General features: G+C 55.6%; 21 protein-coding genes. 4 read left to right on the plus strand and 17 right to left on the minus strand.

The genetic code is table 11. The annotated features are described in order from the left end of the window. Nucleotides 1-367: 367 nt before the first annotated feature. Nucleotides 368-697 carry a DHCW motif cupin fold protein gene (locus HC231_RS13835; protein WP_208227202.1) on the minus strand — a complete coding sequence of 110 codons (330 nt, stop codon included), beginning with the start codon at nt 695-697 and terminating at the stop codon, nt 368-370. A gap of 514 nt (nt 698-1,211) precedes the next feature. Between HC231_RS13835 and HC231_RS13840 the strand changes: the two genes are divergently transcribed. After that, the gene (locus HC231_RS13840) at nt 1,212-2,621 is read left to right on the plus strand and encodes an EmmdR/YeeO family multidrug/toxin efflux MATE transporter (RefSeq protein ID WP_208231337.1); all 1,410 of its coding nucleotides are present in this window, start codon (nt 1,212-1,214) and stop codon (nt 2,619-2,621) included. A gap of 210 nt (nt 2,622-2,831) precedes the next feature. Here the strand turns inward: HC231_RS13840 and HC231_RS13845 are convergent, their stop codons facing one another. The 10 genes from HC231_RS13845 to HC231_RS13890 all read right to left on the minus strand — a co-directional run bounded on the left by HC231_RS13845 (nt 2,832) and on the right by HC231_RS13890 (nt 11,550). Further along, nucleotides 2,832-3,569, minus strand: coding sequence for an amino acid ABC transporter ATP-binding protein (locus HC231_RS13845; RefSeq protein ID WP_208227203.1), 738 nt, complete (start codon nt 3,567-3,569; stop codon nt 2,832-2,834). Continuing rightward, nucleotides 3,566-4,336: an amino acid ABC transporter permease gene (locus HC231_RS13850; protein WP_208227204.1), complete on the minus strand. Its 771-nt coding sequence runs from the start codon at nt 4,334-4,336 to the stop codon at nt 3,566-3,568. Before HC231_RS13850 ends, HC231_RS13845 begins: the two co-directional genes overlap by 4 nt. Before the next feature lie 4 nt (nt 4,337-4,340). After that, on the minus strand, nt 4,341-5,036 hold the full coding sequence (locus HC231_RS13855; RefSeq protein ID WP_208231338.1) for an amino acid ABC transporter permease: 696 nt from the start codon (nt 5,034-5,036) through the stop codon (nt 4,341-4,343). A gap of 36 nt (nt 5,037-5,072) precedes the next feature. Further along, nucleotides 5,073-5,822, minus strand: a complete 750-nt coding sequence (locus HC231_RS13860) for an SDR family oxidoreductase (RefSeq protein WP_208227205.1) — start codon at nt 5,820-5,822, stop codon at nt 5,073-5,075. 122 nt (nt 5,823-5,944) lie between these two features. Then, complete coding sequence (locus HC231_RS13865; protein ID WP_208227206.1) at nt 5,945-6,379, minus strand: acetyl-CoA carboxylase biotin carboxyl carrier protein; 435 nt, start codon at nt 6,377-6,379, stop codon at nt 5,945-5,947. A gap of 120 nt (nt 6,380-6,499) precedes the next feature. Beyond that, nucleotides 6,500-7,423: a nitrogen assimilation transcriptional regulator NAC gene (gene nac / locus HC231_RS13870; protein WP_208227207.1), complete on the minus strand. Its 924-nt coding sequence runs from the start codon at nt 7,421-7,423 to the stop codon at nt 6,500-6,502. A 224-nt stretch (nt 7,424-7,647) separates the two neighbouring features. Beyond that, nucleotides 7,648-8,748 carry an ABC transporter ATP-binding protein gene (locus HC231_RS13875; protein WP_208227208.1) on the minus strand — a complete coding sequence of 367 codons (1,101 nt, stop codon included), beginning with the start codon at nt 8,746-8,748 and terminating at the stop codon, nt 7,648-7,650. Between the two features lie 7 nt (nt 8,749-8,755). Then, a complete protein-coding gene (locus HC231_RS13880; RefSeq protein WP_208227209.1) occupies nt 8,756-9,811 on the minus strand; it encodes an extracellular solute-binding protein in 1,056 nt (351 codons plus the stop codon). A gap of 36 nt (nt 9,812-9,847) precedes the next feature. Continuing rightward, nucleotides 9,848-10,651 (minus strand): ABC transporter permease, encoded by an 804-nt coding sequence (locus HC231_RS13885; RefSeq protein WP_208227210.1) that lies wholly within the window; start codon nt 10,649-10,651, stop codon nt 9,848-9,850. Next, entirely contained in the window at nt 10,648-11,550 is a 903-nt protein-coding gene (locus HC231_RS13890) for an ABC transporter permease (protein ID WP_208227211.1), read from the minus strand. The genes HC231_RS13885 and HC231_RS13890 overlap by 4 nt, the downstream gene beginning before the upstream one ends. Nucleotides 11,551-12,270: 720 nt before the next feature. Here HC231_RS13890 and HC231_RS13895 point away from each other — a divergent pair. Both HC231_RS13895 and HC231_RS13900 read left to right on the plus strand, forming a co-directional pair. Beyond that, nucleotides 12,271-13,473, plus strand: coding sequence for a pyridoxal phosphate-dependent aminotransferase (locus tag HC231_RS13895; protein ID WP_208227212.1), 1,203 nt, complete (start codon nt 12,271-12,273; stop codon nt 13,471-13,473). Between the two features lie 10 nt (nt 13,474-13,483). Then, on the plus strand, nt 13,484-14,176 hold the full coding sequence (locus HC231_RS13900) for an SDR family NAD(P)-dependent oxidoreductase (protein WP_208227213.1): 693 nt from the start codon (nt 13,484-13,486) through the stop codon (nt 14,174-14,176). Between the two features lie 65 nt (nt 14,177-14,241). Here the strand turns inward: HC231_RS13900 and nac (HC231_RS13905) are convergent, their stop codons facing one another. The 5 genes from nac (HC231_RS13905) to HC231_RS13925 are packed head-to-tail and all read right to left on the minus strand — an operon-like array spanning nt 14,242 to nt 18,503. After that, nucleotides 14,242-15,141 carry a nitrogen assimilation transcriptional regulator NAC gene (gene nac / locus HC231_RS13905; RefSeq protein ID WP_208227214.1) on the minus strand — a complete coding sequence of 300 codons (900 nt, stop codon included), beginning with the start codon at nt 15,139-15,141 and terminating at the stop codon, nt 14,242-14,244. Nucleotides 15,142-15,166: 25 nt separating this feature from the next. Continuing rightward, the gene (locus tag HC231_RS13910) at nt 15,167-15,937 is read right to left on the minus strand and encodes a 5-oxoprolinase subunit PxpA (protein WP_208227215.1); all 771 of its coding nucleotides are present in this window, start codon (nt 15,935-15,937) and stop codon (nt 15,167-15,169) included. Between the two features lie 26 nt (nt 15,938-15,963). Further along, on the minus strand, nt 15,964-16,953 hold the full coding sequence (locus HC231_RS13915; RefSeq protein WP_208227216.1) for a 5-oxoprolinase subunit C family protein: 990 nt from the start codon (nt 16,951-16,953) through the stop codon (nt 15,964-15,966). Beyond that, a complete protein-coding gene (gene pxpB, locus HC231_RS13920; protein ID WP_246494840.1) occupies nt 16,950-17,654 on the minus strand; it encodes a 5-oxoprolinase subunit PxpB in 705 nt (234 codons plus the stop codon). The genes HC231_RS13915 and pxpB overlap by 4 nt, the downstream gene beginning before the upstream one ends. A gap of 9 nt (nt 17,655-17,663) precedes the next feature. Beyond that, entirely contained in the window at nt 17,664-18,503 is an 840-nt protein-coding gene (locus HC231_RS13925; protein WP_208227218.1) for an ABC transporter substrate-binding protein, read from the minus strand. 312 nt (nt 18,504-18,815) lie between these two features. Between HC231_RS13925 and HC231_RS13930 the strand changes: the two genes are divergently transcribed. Then, the gene (locus HC231_RS13930; RefSeq protein WP_208227219.1) at nt 18,816-19,727 is read left to right on the plus strand and encodes a DMT family transporter; all 912 of its coding nucleotides are present in this window, start codon (nt 18,816-18,818) and stop codon (nt 19,725-19,727) included. A 136-nt stretch (nt 19,728-19,863) separates the two neighbouring features. Here the strand turns inward: HC231_RS13930 and ompX are convergent, their stop codons facing one another. Continuing rightward, nucleotides 19,864-20,379 carry an outer membrane protein OmpX gene (gene ompX / locus HC231_RS13935; RefSeq protein WP_208227220.1) on the minus strand — a complete coding sequence of 172 codons (516 nt, stop codon included), beginning with the start codon at nt 20,377-20,379 and terminating at the stop codon, nt 19,864-19,866. Between the last annotated feature and the right edge of the window lie 113 nt (nt 20,380-20,492).

Consider the following 20,492-nt stretch of genomic DNA (forward strand, 5'->3'; position numbering starts at 1 on the left):
TTGATGCACAGATCTCTTTCTTTGGGTACAGACGAGTGGCGCAAGTTTATGTTGCTAGATGGGATTCTATGGCAACACACCCGAAAAATGATGGTGTTGGAGCGTCGTAAAGCAAAGTTAAATTCAGAGCACAGCCATCGCTAAAAATCAGCACATCAAACGATACTCGACTAATACGCACAGACTATGTTCGCTTTAGTTATATGAACAAAAATAAATTCATAACGAAAACAGCAAAAACATCAAGTTACGATATAAATTCAACTTCTCTCGTGCGTTAGTACCGGTTATTAACAGCCCCCACAGAAAACCGCATTCTCTCTGAGTTTGCGGTTTTTTTGTTGCTACTTGCCTGTTGGTATGAAATTTAGTCGACGACAAAAAGCCGGGCACCGATTTCGGTGTGGGAACGGTGCGCCTCTGCATTGTCCGCGACCTGATAACTCATACCCGGCGTAAGCGTGAACGTGCGGCCATCATCCAGTTCAGTATGCAACTCCCCCTCCAGGCAAAAGAGAATATGACCTTTAGAGCACCAATGATCCGCCATATACCCGGGAGTGTACTCAACAATTCTGGCCCGAATGTTATCGAAGTTCTGAGTGCGCCAATAAGCGACTCCCGTATCACCTTTATGTTCCTCGGGTGGAATTTTAGACCAGTCTGTCGTACCAAAAGGAATGTTTGCAATATTCATACGCTACTCTCCGCTTTTTTCAATATTAACAACCGTAACATACTGTTGTATCTATGAATACTTTATCGTACGAACACCGTTGGTTTGCCTAATGCTTCGCAGGATGCAATGAGAAAAACATGCGTGCGACCCGCGTTGACACAATTTTCATAAGGATAAAATAGCTCTATCGTCAGGATGAATATTTTCATCACTGGCGGTTAAATCTATGCTGGAGCATCAATCCGGCTGCTGCTACTCTGTTGAGCAAATCTTGAATTTTTCGAAAAATTAATGGCGTGCGCCCGGCAAAATCATCCGTATTGGGGCAGAAACGGATGGCAATGCAAATCATGGTTCGATCATCAGGTCATCGCACGCCGTACTGCGCTAAATTTAGGTCGCCCATTGGCAACCTGCTTTCTATATAGATTACCCATTGCATCAATGACGCCATTTTCCGGATGGCCGAGTCGTTACGTTGCCATTATGAAATATCAGCGGGGAAACTTTGGGATATAACCACGACCGTTTCATTAAAAAGTTAAAAGACACAGACTGGTATAAGAAACGATATTCAAACCGTGTTCTATTTTGGCGAGAGATTTCACCGCTTGCTTTTCCCATCTTTATTGAGGGTCTGTGCGTCGTCCTGATGGGGGTCTTCAGTACCTTTCTGGTGAGTTGGCTGGGCAAAGAAGCGATGGCGGCGGTTGGTCTGGCCGATAGTTTTAACATGCTGATTATCGCGTTTTTTACCGCCGTTGCGCTGGGTACCGCCGTCGTCGTGGCATTCAGCCTGGGCCAGCGCAATAGAAAACAGGCCAGGGCCGCTTCCCGCCAGTCGATATCCCTGCTGGTTTTGGTTTCGTTTCTGCTGGTGATATTGGTCGAATTCGCCGGTTCCGAAATTATTGATCTGATTGCCGGTCAGGCGGACGACAACGTCAAAAGCCTGGCGTTGACCTTCCTGAAGTGGACGGTATGGGGATATCCCGCGCTGGCGGTCGCCCTGGTCGGATGCGGCGCGCTACGCGGCGCCGGGAATAGCAGACTGCCGATGGTCATTAATATCGGGATGAATATTCTCAATATTGTCATCAGCAGCCTATTGATTTACGGATTTTCTTCTTGGGATGGCTTCGGCTTTATCGGCGCAGGCATCGGGATCACCGTTTCCCGCTATATCGGCGCGCTATTCGTGGTTCTGACGCTGATGCACGGCTTTAAGGGCGCGCTGCGAATCCCCTTTAAATCCTACTTCGCCCCATTCACCTCCGCTATTTTGTATGAGGTTCTCAGCATCGGTATTCCCGCCAGCGTTGAATCGGTCATGTTTAACGTCGGCAAGCTGATCACGCAACGTTTTGTCGCCGGGATGGGAACCGAAGTCATAGCCGGGAACTTCATCGCCTTTTCCATTGTGGCCTTGATTAACCTGCCCGGTAACTCTCTGGCCTCGGCCTCCACCATCATTGTCGGTACGCGGTTAGGCAAAGGGCAAATTATGCAGTCTATCCGGCAACTGAATTATATTTTCTGGCTGTCAAATATCGGCCTGTGCCTGCTGGCTATTCTTTCCATCCCAAGCGCAAAATTTATGGCGTCGTTTTATACCGATGAACCGGAAGTGATAGAGGTGGCTAAACACCTTATTTGGCTCAACGCCCTGTTTACCCCCTTCTGGGCCGCCTCATGGGTCTTGCCCGCCGGGTTAAAAGGAGCGAAAGACGCCAGCTATACGATGTGGATTGCGGTGGCCGGCATGTGGGGATGCCGGATTATCGCCGGGTATATTCTGGGCGTTATGCTCGGATTCGGCGTTATCGGCGTATGGATGGGGATGTTTCTGGACTGGATCGTCCGCGGTTTCTTTTACTATCGCCGCATGACGAGCGGGCGCTGGCTGTGGCGCTATGCCCCGCAGGAAACGCTGGTTAAATAAGCGGGATTCCGCGTCCTTGTTTGTCAGCTTTTATCACCGTTTTCGGTGGGCCGGATTCCAACCGTTGGACGCGCTACAGGTAAAGTTTGCGGACGGTTTGAGAGCAACGGCGCTAACCATCGCCGAAAACACGCGCCGGTTAAGGAATGAGAACAGGAACGGCGATACGGACGTTAATCCCCATCGCCGTCGCCGCATTTCCGGCGATAATTAATGTTGGCGCAGATCGCGGAGAAAGCGCCGCACCCTGGGATGCTCAGGCGCGGTGAAAAATTTCTCCGGCGGGGATTTTTCAAGAATAACGCCCTGATCCATAAACCAGATGGTATCCGCCACCTCTCGGGCGAAATTCATTTCATGGGTCACGCACATCATGGTCATCCCCTCCTGCGCCAGATTACGCATCACGCTGAGCACTTCGCCCACCATTTCCGGATCCAGCGCGCTGGTCGGTTCATCAAACAACATCACCGGCGGCTTCATGGCCAGCGCCCGGGCAATCGCCACCCTCTGCTGCTGCCCGCCGGATAGCTGCGCCGGATAAGCATTAGCCTTATGCGACAGGCCGACGCGCTCAAGCAATTCTCCCGCGTATTGTTTCGCTTCCGAGCGCTTGATGCCCAGCACTTTGATCGGCGATAACATGATGTTATCCAACACCGAAATATGCGGGAACAGATTGAAATTCTGAAACACGAAACCGATACGCGTGCGCAACTGGTTCAAGCGGGCGCTGCTGCCGTGGATATCCATGCCGTCAAACAGAATCTGTCCGTCATTGATGGGCTCCAGGCGGTTAACGGTACGGATCAGCGTCGATTTTCCCGAACCGGACGGGCCGCAGACCACCACCACCTCGCCGCTTTTGATCTCGGCATTCAGATCGGTCAGAGCCTGATAATCGCCATACCATTTGTTGACTTTGTTGAACAAAATTATCGGTCTCATCCTCGCACTCCTTCTTGTGACTGTGCTTCGGTTAACAGCACGGCGTTTTCTCTTTCCGGATCTACGCGTCCTTCATTGCGGCGTTTGCGCGCAATGCGTTCCTCCAGATAGTTCGCCAGCTTCGTCAAACTGAAACAGATGACGTAGTAACCCAATGCAACGATGGCAAACACTTCAAACGGTTTTGTCAGCAGTTGGTTATTGACCTGATTCGCCGCGAAAGTCAGTTCCGGCACGTTAATCACATAGCCAAGCGTACTATCCTTGATGATCGATACCAGTTGGCTAACCAGACTTGGCAGCGTGTTATACAGCGCCTGCGGTAAAATCACCGTGCAATAGGCCCGGATGTAGCCCATTCCCAACGCACGGGCGGCTTCATATTGCCCGCCGGGCAGCGCCTGAATACCGCCGCGCACGATCTCCGCGATGTAGGCGCTTTCGTAAATCACCAACGTGCACAACATGGTCGTGAAGCCGTTGATGTTATGGCCGATTAGCAACGGTACGCAGAAATAGGTCCAGAACACCACCATCAGTAAAGGAATGCCGCGCAGCAGGTAAACCCAGCAGGCCGCGGGCCAACTCAGCCAGCGAAATGGCGAAATCCTCGCCATCCCCAGCAATACGCCGACCGGGAATGCCAGCGCCACCGCCAACAGCGACAAGACCAGGGTGCAGATCACCCCGCCCAGCGGGCCGTTGGGAAACTGTCCGACCAGAAACAGCATCCAGTTATCATGCAAGATAGTCATGACATCAAACATAGGATTACCTCGCATACACCCGTTGGAAACGCTGCGCCAGCAACGCGCCCGCCCCCATCAGCAACAGAGAAAAAAGCAGATAGGCAACCGAAGCGATTAAGTAGGATTCGAAGGTGCGGAAGGTATAGTTTTCAATTTCGCGGGTAACATAGGTCAATTCCGCAACGCCGATCACCATTGCCAGACTGGTGTTTTTAAACAGCAGCACCGTATGGTTGATCAGCGAAGGCAGCGCATTGCGAACGCCCTGCGGCAGAATGACCGAGCGCATGGCGCGGATATAACTCATGCCCAGCGCGCGCGCGGCCTCATTTTGTCCGTCGGGGATCGCCCTCAGGCCGCTGCGGATATCCTCGGAAAAATAGGCGGACTGGCAAAAACCCAGCGCCATCATGGCAAACAGAAACTCGGCGTTATAATCGTTCAACCAGATCTGCAAAGATTCGGGAAGCAGCGTCGGAATAGCGAAATACCAGATCATCAATTGCACCAGCGTCGGCACGTTACGATGATAGGAGACAAACGCCGCCACCAGCAGTACCGCATAACGACGCTGGGTTAGTCGGATGGCGACCAGCGCCAGCGCCAGAATCATTGCCAGCATCCAGGAGCCGACGGCCAGTTTAAGGGTGAGCACCATGCCATCGACAATCATCTGCGCATAGCGTTCGGAAAAAACGGTGCCAAAATCGAGTGTCATCATTAACGTCTCCCCGTATTTCGTCCGGCGTGTTTACTATGCATGCCCGCCCGGCCGCATGGTGGACAGACCGCCCGGCACCTGTAGCGTCGGCGTAATTTCAATATGGCCGAAGTTCACCGCCACCGGCGCCGCCAGCACAAAAGCCACCGTGTCGGCGATATCTTTCGCCTGCGGCAGTTCAAAACCATCGATAAACTGCCGGCGTCCTTCCTCTTTATCCCCCATTACATTGCCGAAAATATCCGTCGCCACCCTGCCGGGGCAGATTTCGGTGATGCGCACCCGCTTGCCGTAACAATCCACCCGCAGTTGACGCGAAAGCGCATGTACGCCGGCTTTGGTGGCGTGGTAGATCGAGTTGCCGCCGAAGTTATAAATCGCCGCGATTGACGTAATGTTGATGACATGGCCGCAGTCACGCGCGACCATGCCGGGCACCAGCAGACGGCACAGGTGCAGCACCGCGCGCAAATTGACATCCACCTGAGTATCGATGGCTTCCTCATCGGCGTTAAGGATCGAGCCGGGGCGGGAAACGCCGGCGTTGTTCACCAGAATATCCACCTCGATTTCGGCGCACAGGCGGGTCAAGGCTTCCAGATCGCTGACGTCGATCGCATGCGGAATACACCCCGTGCGGGCGGCCAGTTCTGCCAATTGCTCTTGACGGCGCGCCACGGCATGAACGGTGATGCCTTCCTGACAAAGACGCTCGACGATCGCCTCCCCCATTCCGGCGGAAGCCCCGGTGACCAGTGCGGTTTTATAATCTGAAAATGGCATCTTGCCTCTCCTGTAACGGTTCCGGCGGTGATGATTCGCGCCGGAAATCATGTGTAATGTGACTGTATCCACTAAATCCCGGCAGGCATAAGACATAAACCATGTGAGGTGATAAGGGGGTCTTATAACGCTGGCCGGATGGCCATAATTTCGCTGTCGTATTCAACGCTATCGCCGTGTTCCACCGCCAAAGACGCCACCACGCCCGACGCCGGGCTGAGCAGCGGCAAATAAACCAGCCCCACTTTAATCAGCGCCAGCAGCGCGTCTTTCGCCACCGTTTCACCCACCGCGGTAAAGGGTTTTCCATTCGAGGGATGGTGCAGCAGCACATGCCCCGGCATCATCGAGCAGGCGCGCCGCAGGGCCGTCTCCGGTACGGCGCAGTCAGCAGGCGCGCCGACAGGCATAACCGGCTGAGCGACCGGCTGGCGCGGCGCATAGGCCAATCGGACCTTGTAATGACAATTACGGATTTCGATACCGGACAGGCCGGATTGATGCATTTTGCGCGCAATCTGACGCAACTCATTAATATTAAAAGAATTATATTTCATGATATTTCCGCTACCCTCTGACGATATGGCAATGCCGCCCGCGCACGATAACCACACTGTAACGCGCGGTTATCGCTATCGGGTAAGAGGGTTTCGCTGTACGTAGATAAGCGGCGCTTATCACCCCACCAGCGTCAACGGACGGTTATCCACGGTACGGTTCGCCATCAGCGACAGCAGAATGGTTTTCACCGCTTCGGCAGGCTGCGACAGCGGCAAATGGTCGGAAGTACAGAAGGAGAGCGGCGCCTGAATATCCGGGTTGACGATTTTCGCCATCCAGACATTGGCGGATTTCACCATGCTCCGCGCGGCTGATTCCGGCAGGACGGTGCATCCCATCCCCGCCGTCACCGCGCCGCTGAGCGTGGTGAGCGATTCGATTTCACACTTCACCCGATACGCCAGATTTTGCTGCACAAAGGCCTCATCCAGCAGCTTGCGCATAATGTTGTAGATACGCGGCAAGAACAGGTCATAACCTACCACCTCGGCCAGCGGGATCGTCTTGCGCGCCGCGCCCAGGCTCATCGGACAGATAAAATAGAGTTCTTCCTTCATCAACGGCAGGAAACGCAAACCGTGAACTTCACGGTTGCCGTAAATCACCGCCATATCCATACGGCCGCTCATAATCAGTTCGCTGAGCGTGGTGCCGAAGTTTTCATTGAAATAGATCAGGATCCCAGGATATTGACGATGAACCTCTTCCATCAGCGGGATCGCCAGTTGCTGTGCGGCCGTTCCCGGCGCCAGCCCCACCGACACCTCTCCCGACAGCGACTGACCGGAGCCGTTAATTGCGCTTTGCGCCTGATCGCACTGACGCAAAATCACCTGGGCATGGGTGTAAAGCGTCTTGCCGGCTTCAGTCGGCGTCACGCCTCGCTTGGTGCGTATCAGCAGTTGCTGATTGACCTCGCCTTCCAGCGTCGCCAGTTGCTGACTCAGCGCCGGTTGCGCGATATGGAGGATATCGGCGGCCTGCGTCAGGCTACCCACGTCAACAATTTTAATAAAATATTTAAGACGACGGAGATTCATACTTGCCTCCATAAAGTGATAAGCCTGACTTTAAGACAGGCAATATCTATGCCATCAGCATCCAGCCAAGATGTTCTTATGGAACCCAAAGATTAAAAATATTTAAAAATCAAAAAAGTAGATAAAGATATGCGCTTTTTTAATAACCCGTTCCGCCATGCCGGCCTGAACCACGCCGGCGGATATTGCACAATTGTGGCACAAAGGTGAAACGTTAAAGCACATCATACATCGGCGATCAGGTGGTTGCTCTCCGCCGACCAGGACAGGCAGACCGCGGAACCGATAGGATAGATTTGGTCGGCACTCTCCCCCTGCGCTTGCCGCCAGGCTATCATCTCTTCGCCGCCGCTCAGTTGCAGGGTGTAATGCAGCATATAACCGCGATACACCACCTGCGTGACCTTTGCCGCCACGCAATTATTCTCGGCGAGAGCCGCGCTCTCCGTCAGCGGCCGCAAGGTAATCGCTTCCGGGCGCACGGTCGCCACCGCCCGATCGCCGGAGACGTCGCACTGCGCCGCCTCAAGGCGCAAACCCGACGGCGTGCCCAGGAGTACGCTTCCATCCTGACGGCGTTGCTCAATGCGCGCGGGCAGAAAATTAGACGCGCCGATAAATCCCGCCACAAAGCGGTTAACCGGTTTACGATAGATCTCCGCGGCCGGCGCAATCTGCTCCAGCTTACCGCCCTGCATGACCGCAATCTGGTCGGCCATGGTCAACGCTTCGTCCTGATCGTGCGTCACCATAATCGTGGTCAGTCCCAACCGCTGCTGAAGATTGCGGATCTCCAACTGCATACTTTCCCGCAGACTTTTATCCAGCGCCCCCAACGGTTCGTCCAACAGCAGCATATCCGGTTCGATAACCAACGCCCGCGCCAGCGAAACCCGCTGCTGCTGGCCGCCGGAAAGCTGCGACGGCAGACGATCGCCGAAAGATTTCAATTGCACCATGTCCAGCGCCCTGGCGACCTTATCCGCAAACTCCGTTTTTAACTGTCCGCGCATTTTCAGGCCGAAAGCCACATTTTCCGCCACCGTCATATGCGGGAACAGCGCGTAGTTCTGAAACAACATGCCGACATTACGCCGGTGCACCGCCGTGCCGATAATCGAACGCCCGCCGACCAGAATATCGCCGCCGGTCGGCGCAACCAGACCGGCGATCATGCGTAAACAGGTGGTTTTTCCGCAGCCGCTGGGGCCGAGCAGCGCCAGCATCTCGCCGGCATCGACCACCAGCGAAACGTTATCCACCGCCGCCGTTTTGCCGTAATGCTTGCACAGCTTGTCCAGGCGGACTTCAAACGATCTCAACATAATGACCTCAACCGCTGAACGTCTGGTTGTATTTTTCCAGCAACTCCGCGCGACGCGGGATGATATAGCTCCAGTCCGGCGTAAACAGATTCAGCTCCTGCATCCGGCTTTCCGGATAAGCCAAATATTTCAACGTTGCGGCGTCAAATTCGATGCCGCGCACCGTCGGCGCGCTCAGCGTCGCCTCCGCCAGCATTTTCTGCACCGAAGGTTCCAATAGCCGATTGATCCACGCCAGTCCCAGTTCGCGCTGCGGCGCGCCTTTGACCAACGCCAAACCGTTGATGCCGGTAAACGCGCCCTCCTGCGGATAAGTCATATCCAACGGCACGCCTTTTTTGGTGTGCGGATAAATCGCCTTGGAATATTCAATGCCGCCAATCATCGCCTGCCCCTGCGCCACCATCATCACCTGCGCTTCGCTATCGTAAACCGTCATCACATTCGGCTTCAGCTGCGCCAGCTTTTCCCATCCCTGATCGATCAGATACTGCGCCTCATGCAGCGGCTTACCGGTCGCCAGCGCCGCCGCGACGATCAACATCAGGATGCTTTGGGTATTTTTCGGCGTATTCAGAATGATCTGGCGAGCATACTTCGGATCGAAAATTTCGGCATAGCTTTTAATCGGCTGCATCATGCCGGTGTTGATAAACAATCCGGCCATTGATACGGAAAACCCTACGCCGTGGCTGTCGTCAAGCACATAGCGATCGAACACATTTTTCAGGTTGGGGATCTCATCGGCCGATAACGGTTCGATCAGCCCTTCGGCTTTCGCCTGCGGAACGCCGATATCGTCCATCGACATCACGCTATACACCGGTTTGTTTTTGGTGGCCCGCAGCGCGGCGATATTCGCCAGCGTCGGCCCCTCGGTGGTTAACACCCGGCATTGATAGTCGCGTTCGAAAACCGGCGCCACCTCTTTTTTGATCAGGGCGCCCTGCGCCGAGTTATACACGCCGACCTGCAATATGCGATCCGCCGCATACGCTTTGGTATTCAGGTAAGGCAACACGGCCGTTGCCGCCATCGCTTGCAGAAACGTACGTCGTTTCATCGTCTTCTCCATGCCTCTTCCGGTGGAATTGAAAGACTATGCCGCCATGGCGCGGCGCAGCCCGACCAGGCGCTCCAGCGCGACGACAACCAGTGTTGCCAGTAAAATAATCAGGGTGGACATGGTCGCTACCGATGGATCAAACACCGTGCCGATCTGGCGATACAGCACCACCGGCACCGGGGTATTGGCCGAATCGGCCAACCACATGGAAACCGGGTAATTATCGAAAGACACCATGAAACAAAAGATCGCGCCGGACACCACGCCGGGGGCGATTTGCGGGAACACCACATGCCGAAAGGCGGCGAGCCGGCCGGCGCCCAGCGTGCGGGCGGCCTCTTCCAGACTGGGATTCACCAGTTCCAGACTGGTCAATACCGTTCTCACTACATACGGCGACGTCACTACGGTATGCGCCAGCAGCAGATTCAGTTTGACATTGCCCCAGCCGTAGCTGGAAAACAGCTGCAACAGCGCCAGGCCGGTAATCAGCACCGGGAAGATCAGCGGCGACAGCAACAGCCCTTTGCACAGCGAAGCGTACGGCAGCTTGCCGCGCACCAGCGCAAAGGCGGCGGGCACGCCGAGCAACAACGACAGCAGCGTCGTGCCTATCGCCAACAACGTGCTGAATAACAGGGCTTCCATGAATTCACTGTTGCCCAACACCTTGCCGTACCAATCGAGCGTAAAGCCCGTCGGCGGAAAGCTGACGAAATAGCCGTCCGAGAAGGAAATCACCACAATCAGCACGATCGGCGTCAGAATGAAAATCAACATGAAAGCGGTGATAACGTAAAGCAGAAAGCCGGAAAAACCGCGCAGACTGTTGCTCATTTGGACTCTCCATACAGGCGGCGCCCGCCAAGCAGTTTCATCGACAGGGTATTCACGGTAATCACGATAAAAACCAGAATGGTGGCGATAGCCGCGCCGAACGGCCAGTCATACACCGAAACGATCTGCTGCTCGGCGAGATTGCCCAGCATCTGAGCCTGAGGACCGCCAACCAGCGCGGGGATCACATAAGAACCGGCCGCCAGCGAGAAAACCAGCGTCATGCCGGCCACCAGCCCCGGCAGGCTGAGCGGCAACGTCACACGCAGAAATACGCTCCAGGGCGGCGCGCCCAGCGTGCTGGCGGCGGATTGCAAATTGGGATCGATCTTGCCCAGCGCCGATGCCAGCGGTAATACCATCATAGGGAAAAAGATATGCAACGAGCCGATAACCACCGCCCATTCGGTAAACATCAGCGCATTCGGGCGTTCGATAATTCCCAAATGCAACAGCACATAGTTAATTAAACCGCTGGGGCCGTTATTCAGGATCAACTGCCAGCCGTAGGCGCGCACCACCACGCTAACCGCCAGCGGCGCGATGATGATCAAGGTCAGAATGCGGGAAAACCACGCGCTGCCCCGCACCAGCACGATGGCGACCGGATAGGCCAGCACCGCCGCAATCAGAGAGGTCATCACGCTGATGCGCAACGTGGTCCACAATACTTTGCTGTATAACGCCACTTCAAAAAAATGCACATAATGGGACAACGTATAAGGCGCGCCGATTTCCCCATCAGGCGATTGGGTCATAAGGCTAAAAAACATTAGCCGGATAGCCGGGGTAAAAAAGAAAAAAAGCTGAAATACCAATAAAGGAATAATCAATAATGAAGGCGATTGCCAGCTTATTAATTTTTTGGAGCGATTAATCGCGGCAACAATATTGGTCATGGCTTTTCCTGTAAACAATTTTATTTCTATATAAAAACGAAACGCATAATCGCCATATCGGCGGATACGCAAGGAAACAGGAATGGGTACATGGGTAATACCCTTAATCTTTCAAGTTGCAGATGTGTCGGCTGCCTAAATACTCGCCCCTACCCTGGGACTCGCCCTGTTGGGGCCGCCGCAAGCGGCGTTCACATCCGCTTGCGGCAAATTTATCGCTTGCTTGCCGCGTTACAAGGCCCATCAATGAGCCGCGTCCGTAAAGGGCCAACGCCGCGCGTCGTTTAAAACGACGACCTTTTGACCTGCAACTCGAAATCTAGCGGGTATATGACGTCAATCGGTTAATACTGTATGACCAGCTATTTTTCTTTTCACCAGACAATAAAGTGACGAATGCCGCAAACAATAATACTTTTTCACTATGCAGGGATGCGGTCTTGTTATGACGGAATATTAATAACTTTTTCCTATAGATAATAAATGACGCGCTTCCGGCTAACTACGCCGCGCCGAAAACCAATCATGCGTATTAATGTCCGGTAAAACGCTTATCTATTGTTTTATGTTATGTAACCACAACAAAGCACTATTGGCTTAAGCGCGCCATTCCCCCGTACTCTTTTTTTGACCTCGCGTCACAACCTTTTATTTTATTCGGCCGCTCGGCCTTCCTTGCCGCGGCGGCTTATTCACTTTGACTTTTGGAATATCTGCGCCATGCCTGAAATAGCCGATCGCTTAAAAAATGTCACTGTATCCGCTTCCGTTGCAATGACCCAGAAGGCACGGGATCTTGCCGCTCAGGGCGTGCATGTTATCGGCCTGTCCACCGGCGAGCCCGACTTTCCCACGCCGGAACACGCCATTGAAGCGGCATATGCCGCCGCGCTAGCCGGCGATACGCGCTATCCGCCGACGGACGGCACCCCGGCGTTGCGGGCGGCGATCCAACGCAAATTCAAGCGCGATAACCATCTCGATTACCCGGTCGGCCAGATCCTGACCGCCTGCGGCGCCAAACAGATTATATTCAACGCCATCATGGCGACCTGCAACCCTGGCGACGAAGTGCTGATCCCATCCCCTTCCTGGATCAGCTATGCCGATATCGTAAAATTCTCCGGCGCCACGCCGGTGCCGGTTCGCTGCACGCAGAGCAACGGTTTTAAACCGCTGCCCGCCGATCTGGAAGCCGCCATCACCCCCAAGACCAAATGGCTGCTGCTCAACTACCCCAGCAATCCAACGGGCTCCGTTTGCAGCCGGGAAGAGTTGCAGGGCATCGCCGACGTGATGCTGCGTCATCCCGATATCTGGATCATGACCGATGATATTTACGAACACCTTATCTACGACGATGCCGTGTTCTATACGATCGCCGAAGTAGAACCGCGTCTGCTGGATCGCGTGCTAACGGTGAACGGCGTATCCAAAGCCTATTCGATGACCGGCTGGCGGCTGGGTTTCTGCGGCGGCCCCGGCGATCTGATCAACGCGATGAGCAACGTCAATACGCAAAACAGCGGCGGCATCTGCACCTTGGCGCAGGCCGCGGCGGTGGCGGTGCTTGACGGACCGCAGGCTTTGCTTAAAGAGCGCGCGGAAATCTACCGTCAACGCCGTGATTATGTACTGGAGCGGCTGCACTCCATCGACAATCTGAGCTGCCATAAGCCGCAAGGCGCGTTTTACCTGTTCGTCAATATCGCCGCCTATATCGGCAAAACCACTGAAGGCGGCCGCTACATCGGCAACGATGCGGATTTCGTCATGGCGCTGATCGAAGAGCAGCATGTCGTTACCGTACAGGGCGCCGCCTACGGCATGAGTCCGTATTTCCGCATTTCCTATGCCACCAGCATGGAAATTCTGGAGGAGGGTTGTCGCCGTCTGGCAGCTTTCTGCGCCAACATGAAATAAGGAGGATAAGATGCTGAATAGTCACCCGCGCGTGGTGATGGTGAGCGGGGCCTCGCGCGGCCTCGGCTTCCACATCGTACAGAGACTGCTGCAAGCCGGTTTTACCGTATCGGCGGGCGTACGCAATCCTTCTGCGCTTGCCGGCGCGCAGCGGCTGCACCTCTTTCATTACGATGCGGAACAGAACGGCTCCGGCGAGGCGTGGGCGGCGCAAACGGCGGCCGATTTGGGCCGCATTGACGCCCTGGTCAACTGCGCCGGCATCAACCCGCGCGTGCGCGTATTGGATGAAGGCGAGGAGGCGCTGGACAGCATGTGGCGCATCAACGTGAAAGGCCCGCTACGTCTGAGCCGCGCCGCGCTGCCCTTTTTAATCGCGGCGGGGAACGGCAGAGTGATTAACGTCGCCTCGCTCGCCGGACGCCGGGTAGGCAGTAACGTCGGCTATGCCATGACCAAGTTCGCCGTGGTGGCGTTAACGCACGGCATCAGACAGGAGTGCTGGGATAGCGGCGTGCGGGCGACGGCGCTCTGCCCCGGTTATATCGCCACCGACATGACGGCGGGCGAAACGGAAATCACGCGTGAAGAGATGACGCAACCGGCCGATCTCGCCGAGATGGTTGAGCTGCTGTTACGCTTGCCCAATACGCTGTCCATTGCCGAATTGCTGGTAAATTGCCGCAAAGAAGCCATGCTGTAGCCGTCATGCCGCTTGCTTAAGGCTCGATGCTACCCGGGGCGATCGGCACTATGCCGTCGCCGTTCTTACAGCGCCGACGTCAATTCCATAAGCAGATCGCGCACCGCGGTCGCCGGTTCGGACAGCGGCGAACGGTCTGAAACACACAGCGACAGCGTCTCCTCCATGGACTGCGAGGCAATGGATCGCACGATCACCGACGGCGATTCCGACTGAATACGCTCGGCGATCGCTTTTGGCATGATGGTTACGCCCAGTCCGGCCCCCACCGCTTTCGAAATGCTTTTCACCGCCTCCAGCTCGCCGATAATATTCAGACTAACCTGCTGCTGACTGAACGCCAGTTCCACGGCGCGGCGAACAAAATTGTATGATGGCGGCAACAGCATCGGCAGCGGGCTAAGTTGTTCGAGCGTTAACGGCGCGCCGTCATCGTCCATGTCGAAATCCTCATGCGCCACCAGAAAAAACTCCTCCACCAGCTGCGGTTCATAGTGCAATCCCTTGATGCCGCCGACGCCGTGAATCAGCGCCATTTCCAGACGGCCGTTCACAATCAGCTCGCTGTAAGGCTGCCCCACGCTTTCCACCAGATGCAGCAACACCCCCGGATGACGCTTACGCATCTCGGCAAACAGCGGCATAGCCAGCGTAGCGGCGACGCTGAACGGCGCCAGCCCCACCGATACCCGGCCGATGAGCCGTTGACCGGCCTCCTGCACCTCGATCTCCGCCTGCCGCAGCTGGCGCAGAATGGCGTTGGCATGGCTATACAACACTTTGCCCGCCTCCGTCGGCACCACGCCCTGCTGGCTGCGAATCAGCAATTTGCGCTTGAAGTGGGTTTCCAGCGCGACAATCTGCTGGCTCAACGCCGGCTGGGCGATATATAAGGCATCCGCCGCCCGCGTGATGCTGCCCATATCCACAATAGTGATAAATGATTTAAGCCGTCGGGTATTCATAACCGCCTCATGGATATCTATCGGATTATTGCGCCACAACCTCGGCGGCCGGCGCCACGATACCGCCATTGACTTCGATTTCACTTCTGACGATACGCGCCAGCTCCAGCGAGCCCGGCGTATCGCTGTGGATCAGGATCGACCTGGCCCGAACCGCGATAAGCTGGCCGTCGAAGGTAGTCACCGTTCCTTCCAGCAGGAACTGCCGCACGCGGGCGCGCACCGCCGCTTCATCGGTAATGACCGATCCGGCGATGCCGCGCGGCACCAGTTGCCCCTGGGCGTCATAGGCGCGATCGGCGAGAAACAGGGTCAGCGTTTGCAGGCCGCATTGCTGCGCGGCCCGTTCCACATGGGTATCAGGCTGCGAAAAGATAATGAGTTCGGGATCGATGCTTTTTATCGCTTCCATTACCTGTAGAGCCAGCGGCAGATCGCCATTGATCATGTTGCCCATCGCCGCATGAAAGCTGACGTGCGCCACTTTCGTCCCTTCCGCTTTGGCGATAGCGCAAAGCGCGCCCAGTTGATATAGCACCTGCTGACGGATCTCATCCGCGCTGAACGGCAGCGCTTTACGCCCGAATCCCTGGCGGTCCGGCAACCCCGGATGCGCGCCGATGCCTACGCTGTTGGCCTTCGCCAGCCGCACCATGCGCGTCATAATGTTCGGATCGCCGGCGTGAAAGCCGCAGGCGATATTGGCGGAAGAGACAACCTGCATCAGCGCGTCGTCATCGCACAGACGATAAACGCCAAAACCTTCCCCCATGTCAGAATTCACATCGATTTTCATGTTCTGTTCCTTTGTTCATCACACCGTCATAAACCGCAGGCGACCTGCGCCAATTGAGGCGCATCGCGACGCAGCGCCGCCAGATAAACCTCCACCGCCCGCTCCACCGCGATGGCCTCCTGTACATCGCTCTCGATCAGCCGGATCGGTTTGCCCGGCTGTATCTGCGCCAGCCGCCACAGGTCATGCTCAATAACGCCGGCGATTTTCGGATAGCCGCCGGCGGTATTGGCGTCGCTAAGCTGAATGATCGGTTCTCCGGCCGGCGGCACCTGCACAATTCCGGGGATCAGGCCGTAAGAGCGCATTTCCACCACTTTTGACGGCCGCAGCGGCTCGCCCGACAAACGATAGCCGGTGCGGTTGCTTTGCATCGACACCACCCAGTGCTGCGACCAGAAACGCCGGGCATCCGCCGCAAACAACTCATACTCGCCGGCGGGAATGGCGCGTAACAGCGGGACGCCCTCGTCCGTGCGCGGAAAAAACGCCGCCAGCGCCACCTCCGGGGGCTCCACGCCCATGCCGCCGGCAGGCAACGGCCGATGTTCGCTCCGGCCGATCGGCAACCGATCGCCGTTTTGCAGCGGCCGCCCCTGCCAACCGCCGAAACCGCCGCGCAGCGCCGTACTGCGCGATCCCATCACCAACGGCACGTCAATGCCGCCGGCAACGCACAGGTAACCCCTGGCCCCGTGCGGCGGATAACGGATCTCCAACTGCTGGCCGGCCCGGACCTGGTGCGCCCACCATGACGGCAGCGGGGTATCGTCCAGCAGCGCGCGGCAGTCCGCGCCGGTCAGCGCAATCGCGGTATCCGCCAGAAAGCGCGCCCGGAACGGGAAGAACTGAATCTCCACCCCGGCGGCATTTTCCTCATTTCCCAACAGTAAGTTGCCTACGCGCAGCGCCAGCGGATCCATCACCCCGCTGACCGATACCCCAAGATGGCGAAATCCGCTGCGCCCCAAATCCTGTACGGTATTCAACGGCCCGGTTTTCAATACTTCAATCACAGCTCAATCCTTTCCGGCAGAAAACGTATGCTATCGCCGGGCGCCATCAGCGCCGGCGTCCCGGCGGCAGGGTCAAATAACGTGATATCCGTATAGCCGATGGCATTCCATCCGTTAGGACCGGTAAGCACGGACACGCCGGCCTGCATCCCGCCGATCGTTACCGTGCCTTTCAGCATGTGCAGCGACGGCACCTTTTTGCGCGGCGTCGCCAGCGACGGATCCAGACCGTGCAGATAACCGAATCCGGGCGCGCTGCCCAAGGCAAACACCGTGTACCGTCCCTGATAGTGCCGGCGAATTACCTCAGGCGCGGATAGTCCGGTATGGCGGCAAACGCCGTCGAGATCGGTGGCATGTTCGCCCCCGTAGCAGACGGGAATTTCAATCAGCTTGCCGACATAGCTGACATCCTGCGCCTGCTCCCAGCTTGCCAGCAAACGGGCGCGGATCGCTTCGACATCCGCCGGCGTCCGTTTAAACAACACCAGCAGATTGGTTACGCCGGGAATCAAGGCTTCGACGTCGTCGCTGCGCTCCAGCTCCGCCGCCAGCGCCCAGATACGCCGCTGCGCCGGTAAATCAAACTCGCCGGGCGCTTCCACTAAATAAGCGCGGCCGCCAATGGTTGAGATCTTCACCTGCCCTCCCTGACCGCCGAAACTGACGGCGGCTTGCGCGCAGACTTCTCCAGACAGCATAGTCATCGGTTATTCCAGCGGTTCGAATTTCAGTTCGGATAACGGTTGTACCCGCTCTTCGCGCACCATTTTGTATTCGGTGTTCGGGCCGATCCACTTATCCCAAATCTTGTCGATAGTGCCGTCGTCATCCATCGCTTTCAGGCTGGCGTTAACTTTGGCCAACAGCGCCGGTTCGTCTTTTTTCATGCCGACGCCGATCGGCTCCAGCGCCATCGGTTCTTTAATCATCCCCAGTTCGATGCCGTCTTTTTGCGCCTGAGAAATCATTTTGATGCCGGTCATGGTATTGGTGACGAAACCAACGACCTTATTCTGCTCCAGCGCCAAAAAGGCCGACGCCGCATCCTGGAAGGTCACGGCCTTGCCGCCGGCCAGATGGATAGACTGTTCGGACGTGGTTCCTTTGTTGGCGCTGATGCGTTTGCCTTTGAAATCGTCGCGGGACTTATCAACATTGGCTTTTTTCACCAGCAGCATCTCTTTTGCGACATAGTAGGGATCGCTGAACTGAATCTGGTTACCGCGGGTTTTGGTATACGCCAGATTAGCGATCAGCACGTCAACCCGGCCGGTGACGATAACGGCGATCCGCGCCTCGACGGAAGTCGGCATCAGGTTGGCCTTCACCCCCATCTTTTCAGCCAGCGCCTGGCACAGATCCACATCCATCCCCACCAGCTCGCGCGTTTTCGGATCGGGCGACGAAAAAGGCGGCACATCAGAGTAAACGCCGCAATTCAACTGTCCGCGCGACTGAATATCGGCCAGAACATCCGCCTGGGCGGGCGACCACGCCATGAGCATCGGCAAAGCAAGTACGGCATAAGGCAGTAACTTCAGTTTCATCAGCATTTCTCCGATCTTTCTTTTGTTCCGCAAACAGTAAGGAAGTTATCTATTCGCAGCGACAAATATCCATTAACGACACCATCTCTCTACATAACGATCCGACTATATAAACAAGCCGTCCGGCTGTATAAGAGGGAAACTTTTTGTAGCGATAGTGAATTTGTATGACGGCGGCGGGCGATAAGAAAAAACTATTCGGACAGAACAAAATTATCTTAACCACCTCATATCCGGTGACTCTATGGTAGAAGCCTGTTTCCGCCGCCGGGAAGGCGGCAATTCGAAGATAAGCGGGAGTCAAAGCCGGTAATGAATTCAAGAATAGGCGTGTTACTGAAAATAATGGCCGCGCTTTGCGCCACCTTGATGCTCGCCTGTGTAAAAGGTCTTAATGGAGAAATTCCCACCGGCGAAGTGGTTTTTTTCCGCTCGTTTATTGCGCTTTTCCCCTTACTGCTTTGGTTGAGATATCAGGGCAATATGCTGCAATCCATTAAGACCAAAAATATTTTCGGCCATCTGATTCGCGGTTTTTCCGGCACCGGCGGAATGTATTTTAACTATATGGCGCTAATCTATATCTCGCTGGCCGACGCCACCGCGATCGGCTACGCCGCGCCGCTATTTACCGTCGTCATGGCGGTGATCCTGTTAAAAGAGCAGGTGCGTCTCTATCGTTGGCTGTCGGTTATTGTCGGCTTTTCCGGCATCCTCATCATGCTCTCGGCGCACCTGAGTATCGGCAAATCAACGGCCGACGCCGCCTCGGCGCTTGGCGTGATTTTCGCTTTGCTGGCCGCACTGTGTTCGGCGACCTCATCGGTACAGATCCGTTTTCTCACCGGCAAAGAGAATCCCGGCGCCATTGTGCTCTACTTTTCGCTGATGACGATGTGCATCGGACTGGCGTCCGCCATCTTCGGCTGGCGCATGCCGACGCCGCCGCAGTTGGCATTGCTGATCGGCTGCGGTTTCTTCGGCGGCATGGCGCAAATTCTGATGACGCTAAGCCTGCGCTACGCCGATGCTTCGCTGCTGGCGCCGTTCGAATACACCACGCTGGTGTGGTCGATGCTGATCGGCTACTGCTTTCTGGGCAGCATTCCCAGCCTTACTACTGTCATTGGGGCGGCGATCGTCGCCGGAGCCGGGATATTTACCGTCTGGTGCGAACGCCAACGGCGTAAAATACCGGGCCACCGCGTGACTTCCCGCGGATAGGATAGCGGTACGCCGGCAGATGCATATCAGCGGGATAAGCGCGTCAACGCATAAAAAAATCCGCCTTAAAAAGGCGGATTTTATCAATATCGCTAACGGCCTAACTTTAGGAATAACGCCTAAAGCTGGGGACGGATTAGAAGCGGTAGCCTACGCCAACGGCCCAGGTGCCGACGTCAACACTGCGGATACGGCTCTGTTCGTAGCCGACATCCAGCGCAACGTCCTCGATCGGATTGAACTGCAACCCGGCGCCATAGGTGAAGCCGTAGTCGTCATTGCTTTTGTTGTCAGTCCCGTTACTGGCGTTATGGGTGTATTTACCATGACCCAGACCAACAACACCGTAGATGCTCGCCCAATCATTCAAACGATAAGCGGGACCAGCGGTAATACCTACATATTGGCCTTTGTTATAGTAACCGGCATTGGTGCTGCTATCTTCCAGATACGTGAAAGAGCCAATCGCACCCAGCGGGTTGTTATCCCACTCGTAACGGTATTTCAGGTTAAAGCCTTTGGCTTTGTTGACAACGCCCTGGGCATCACCCTGAGCATAACCAGCGGAAACAGTACTTTGACCGGCAATTGCCGAACCGGCACTAATGCTTAATAAACAAGCCACTGCAGAAAGACACACAATTTTCTTCATTATAAAGCCTCGAATTCAACTTAATGAGAGGATAGCTAACGACATAAATATAACAAAGAACGGATAAACTTGCCGCCTGATAAAGATTTTTCAATTATGACTTTGATGTAACC

The sequence above is a fragment of the Brenneria izadpanahii genome (assembly GCF_017569925.1).
In the GTDB taxonomy this organism is placed as follows: Bacteria; Pseudomonadota; Gammaproteobacteria; order Enterobacterales; family Enterobacteriaceae; genus Brenneria; species Brenneria izadpanahii.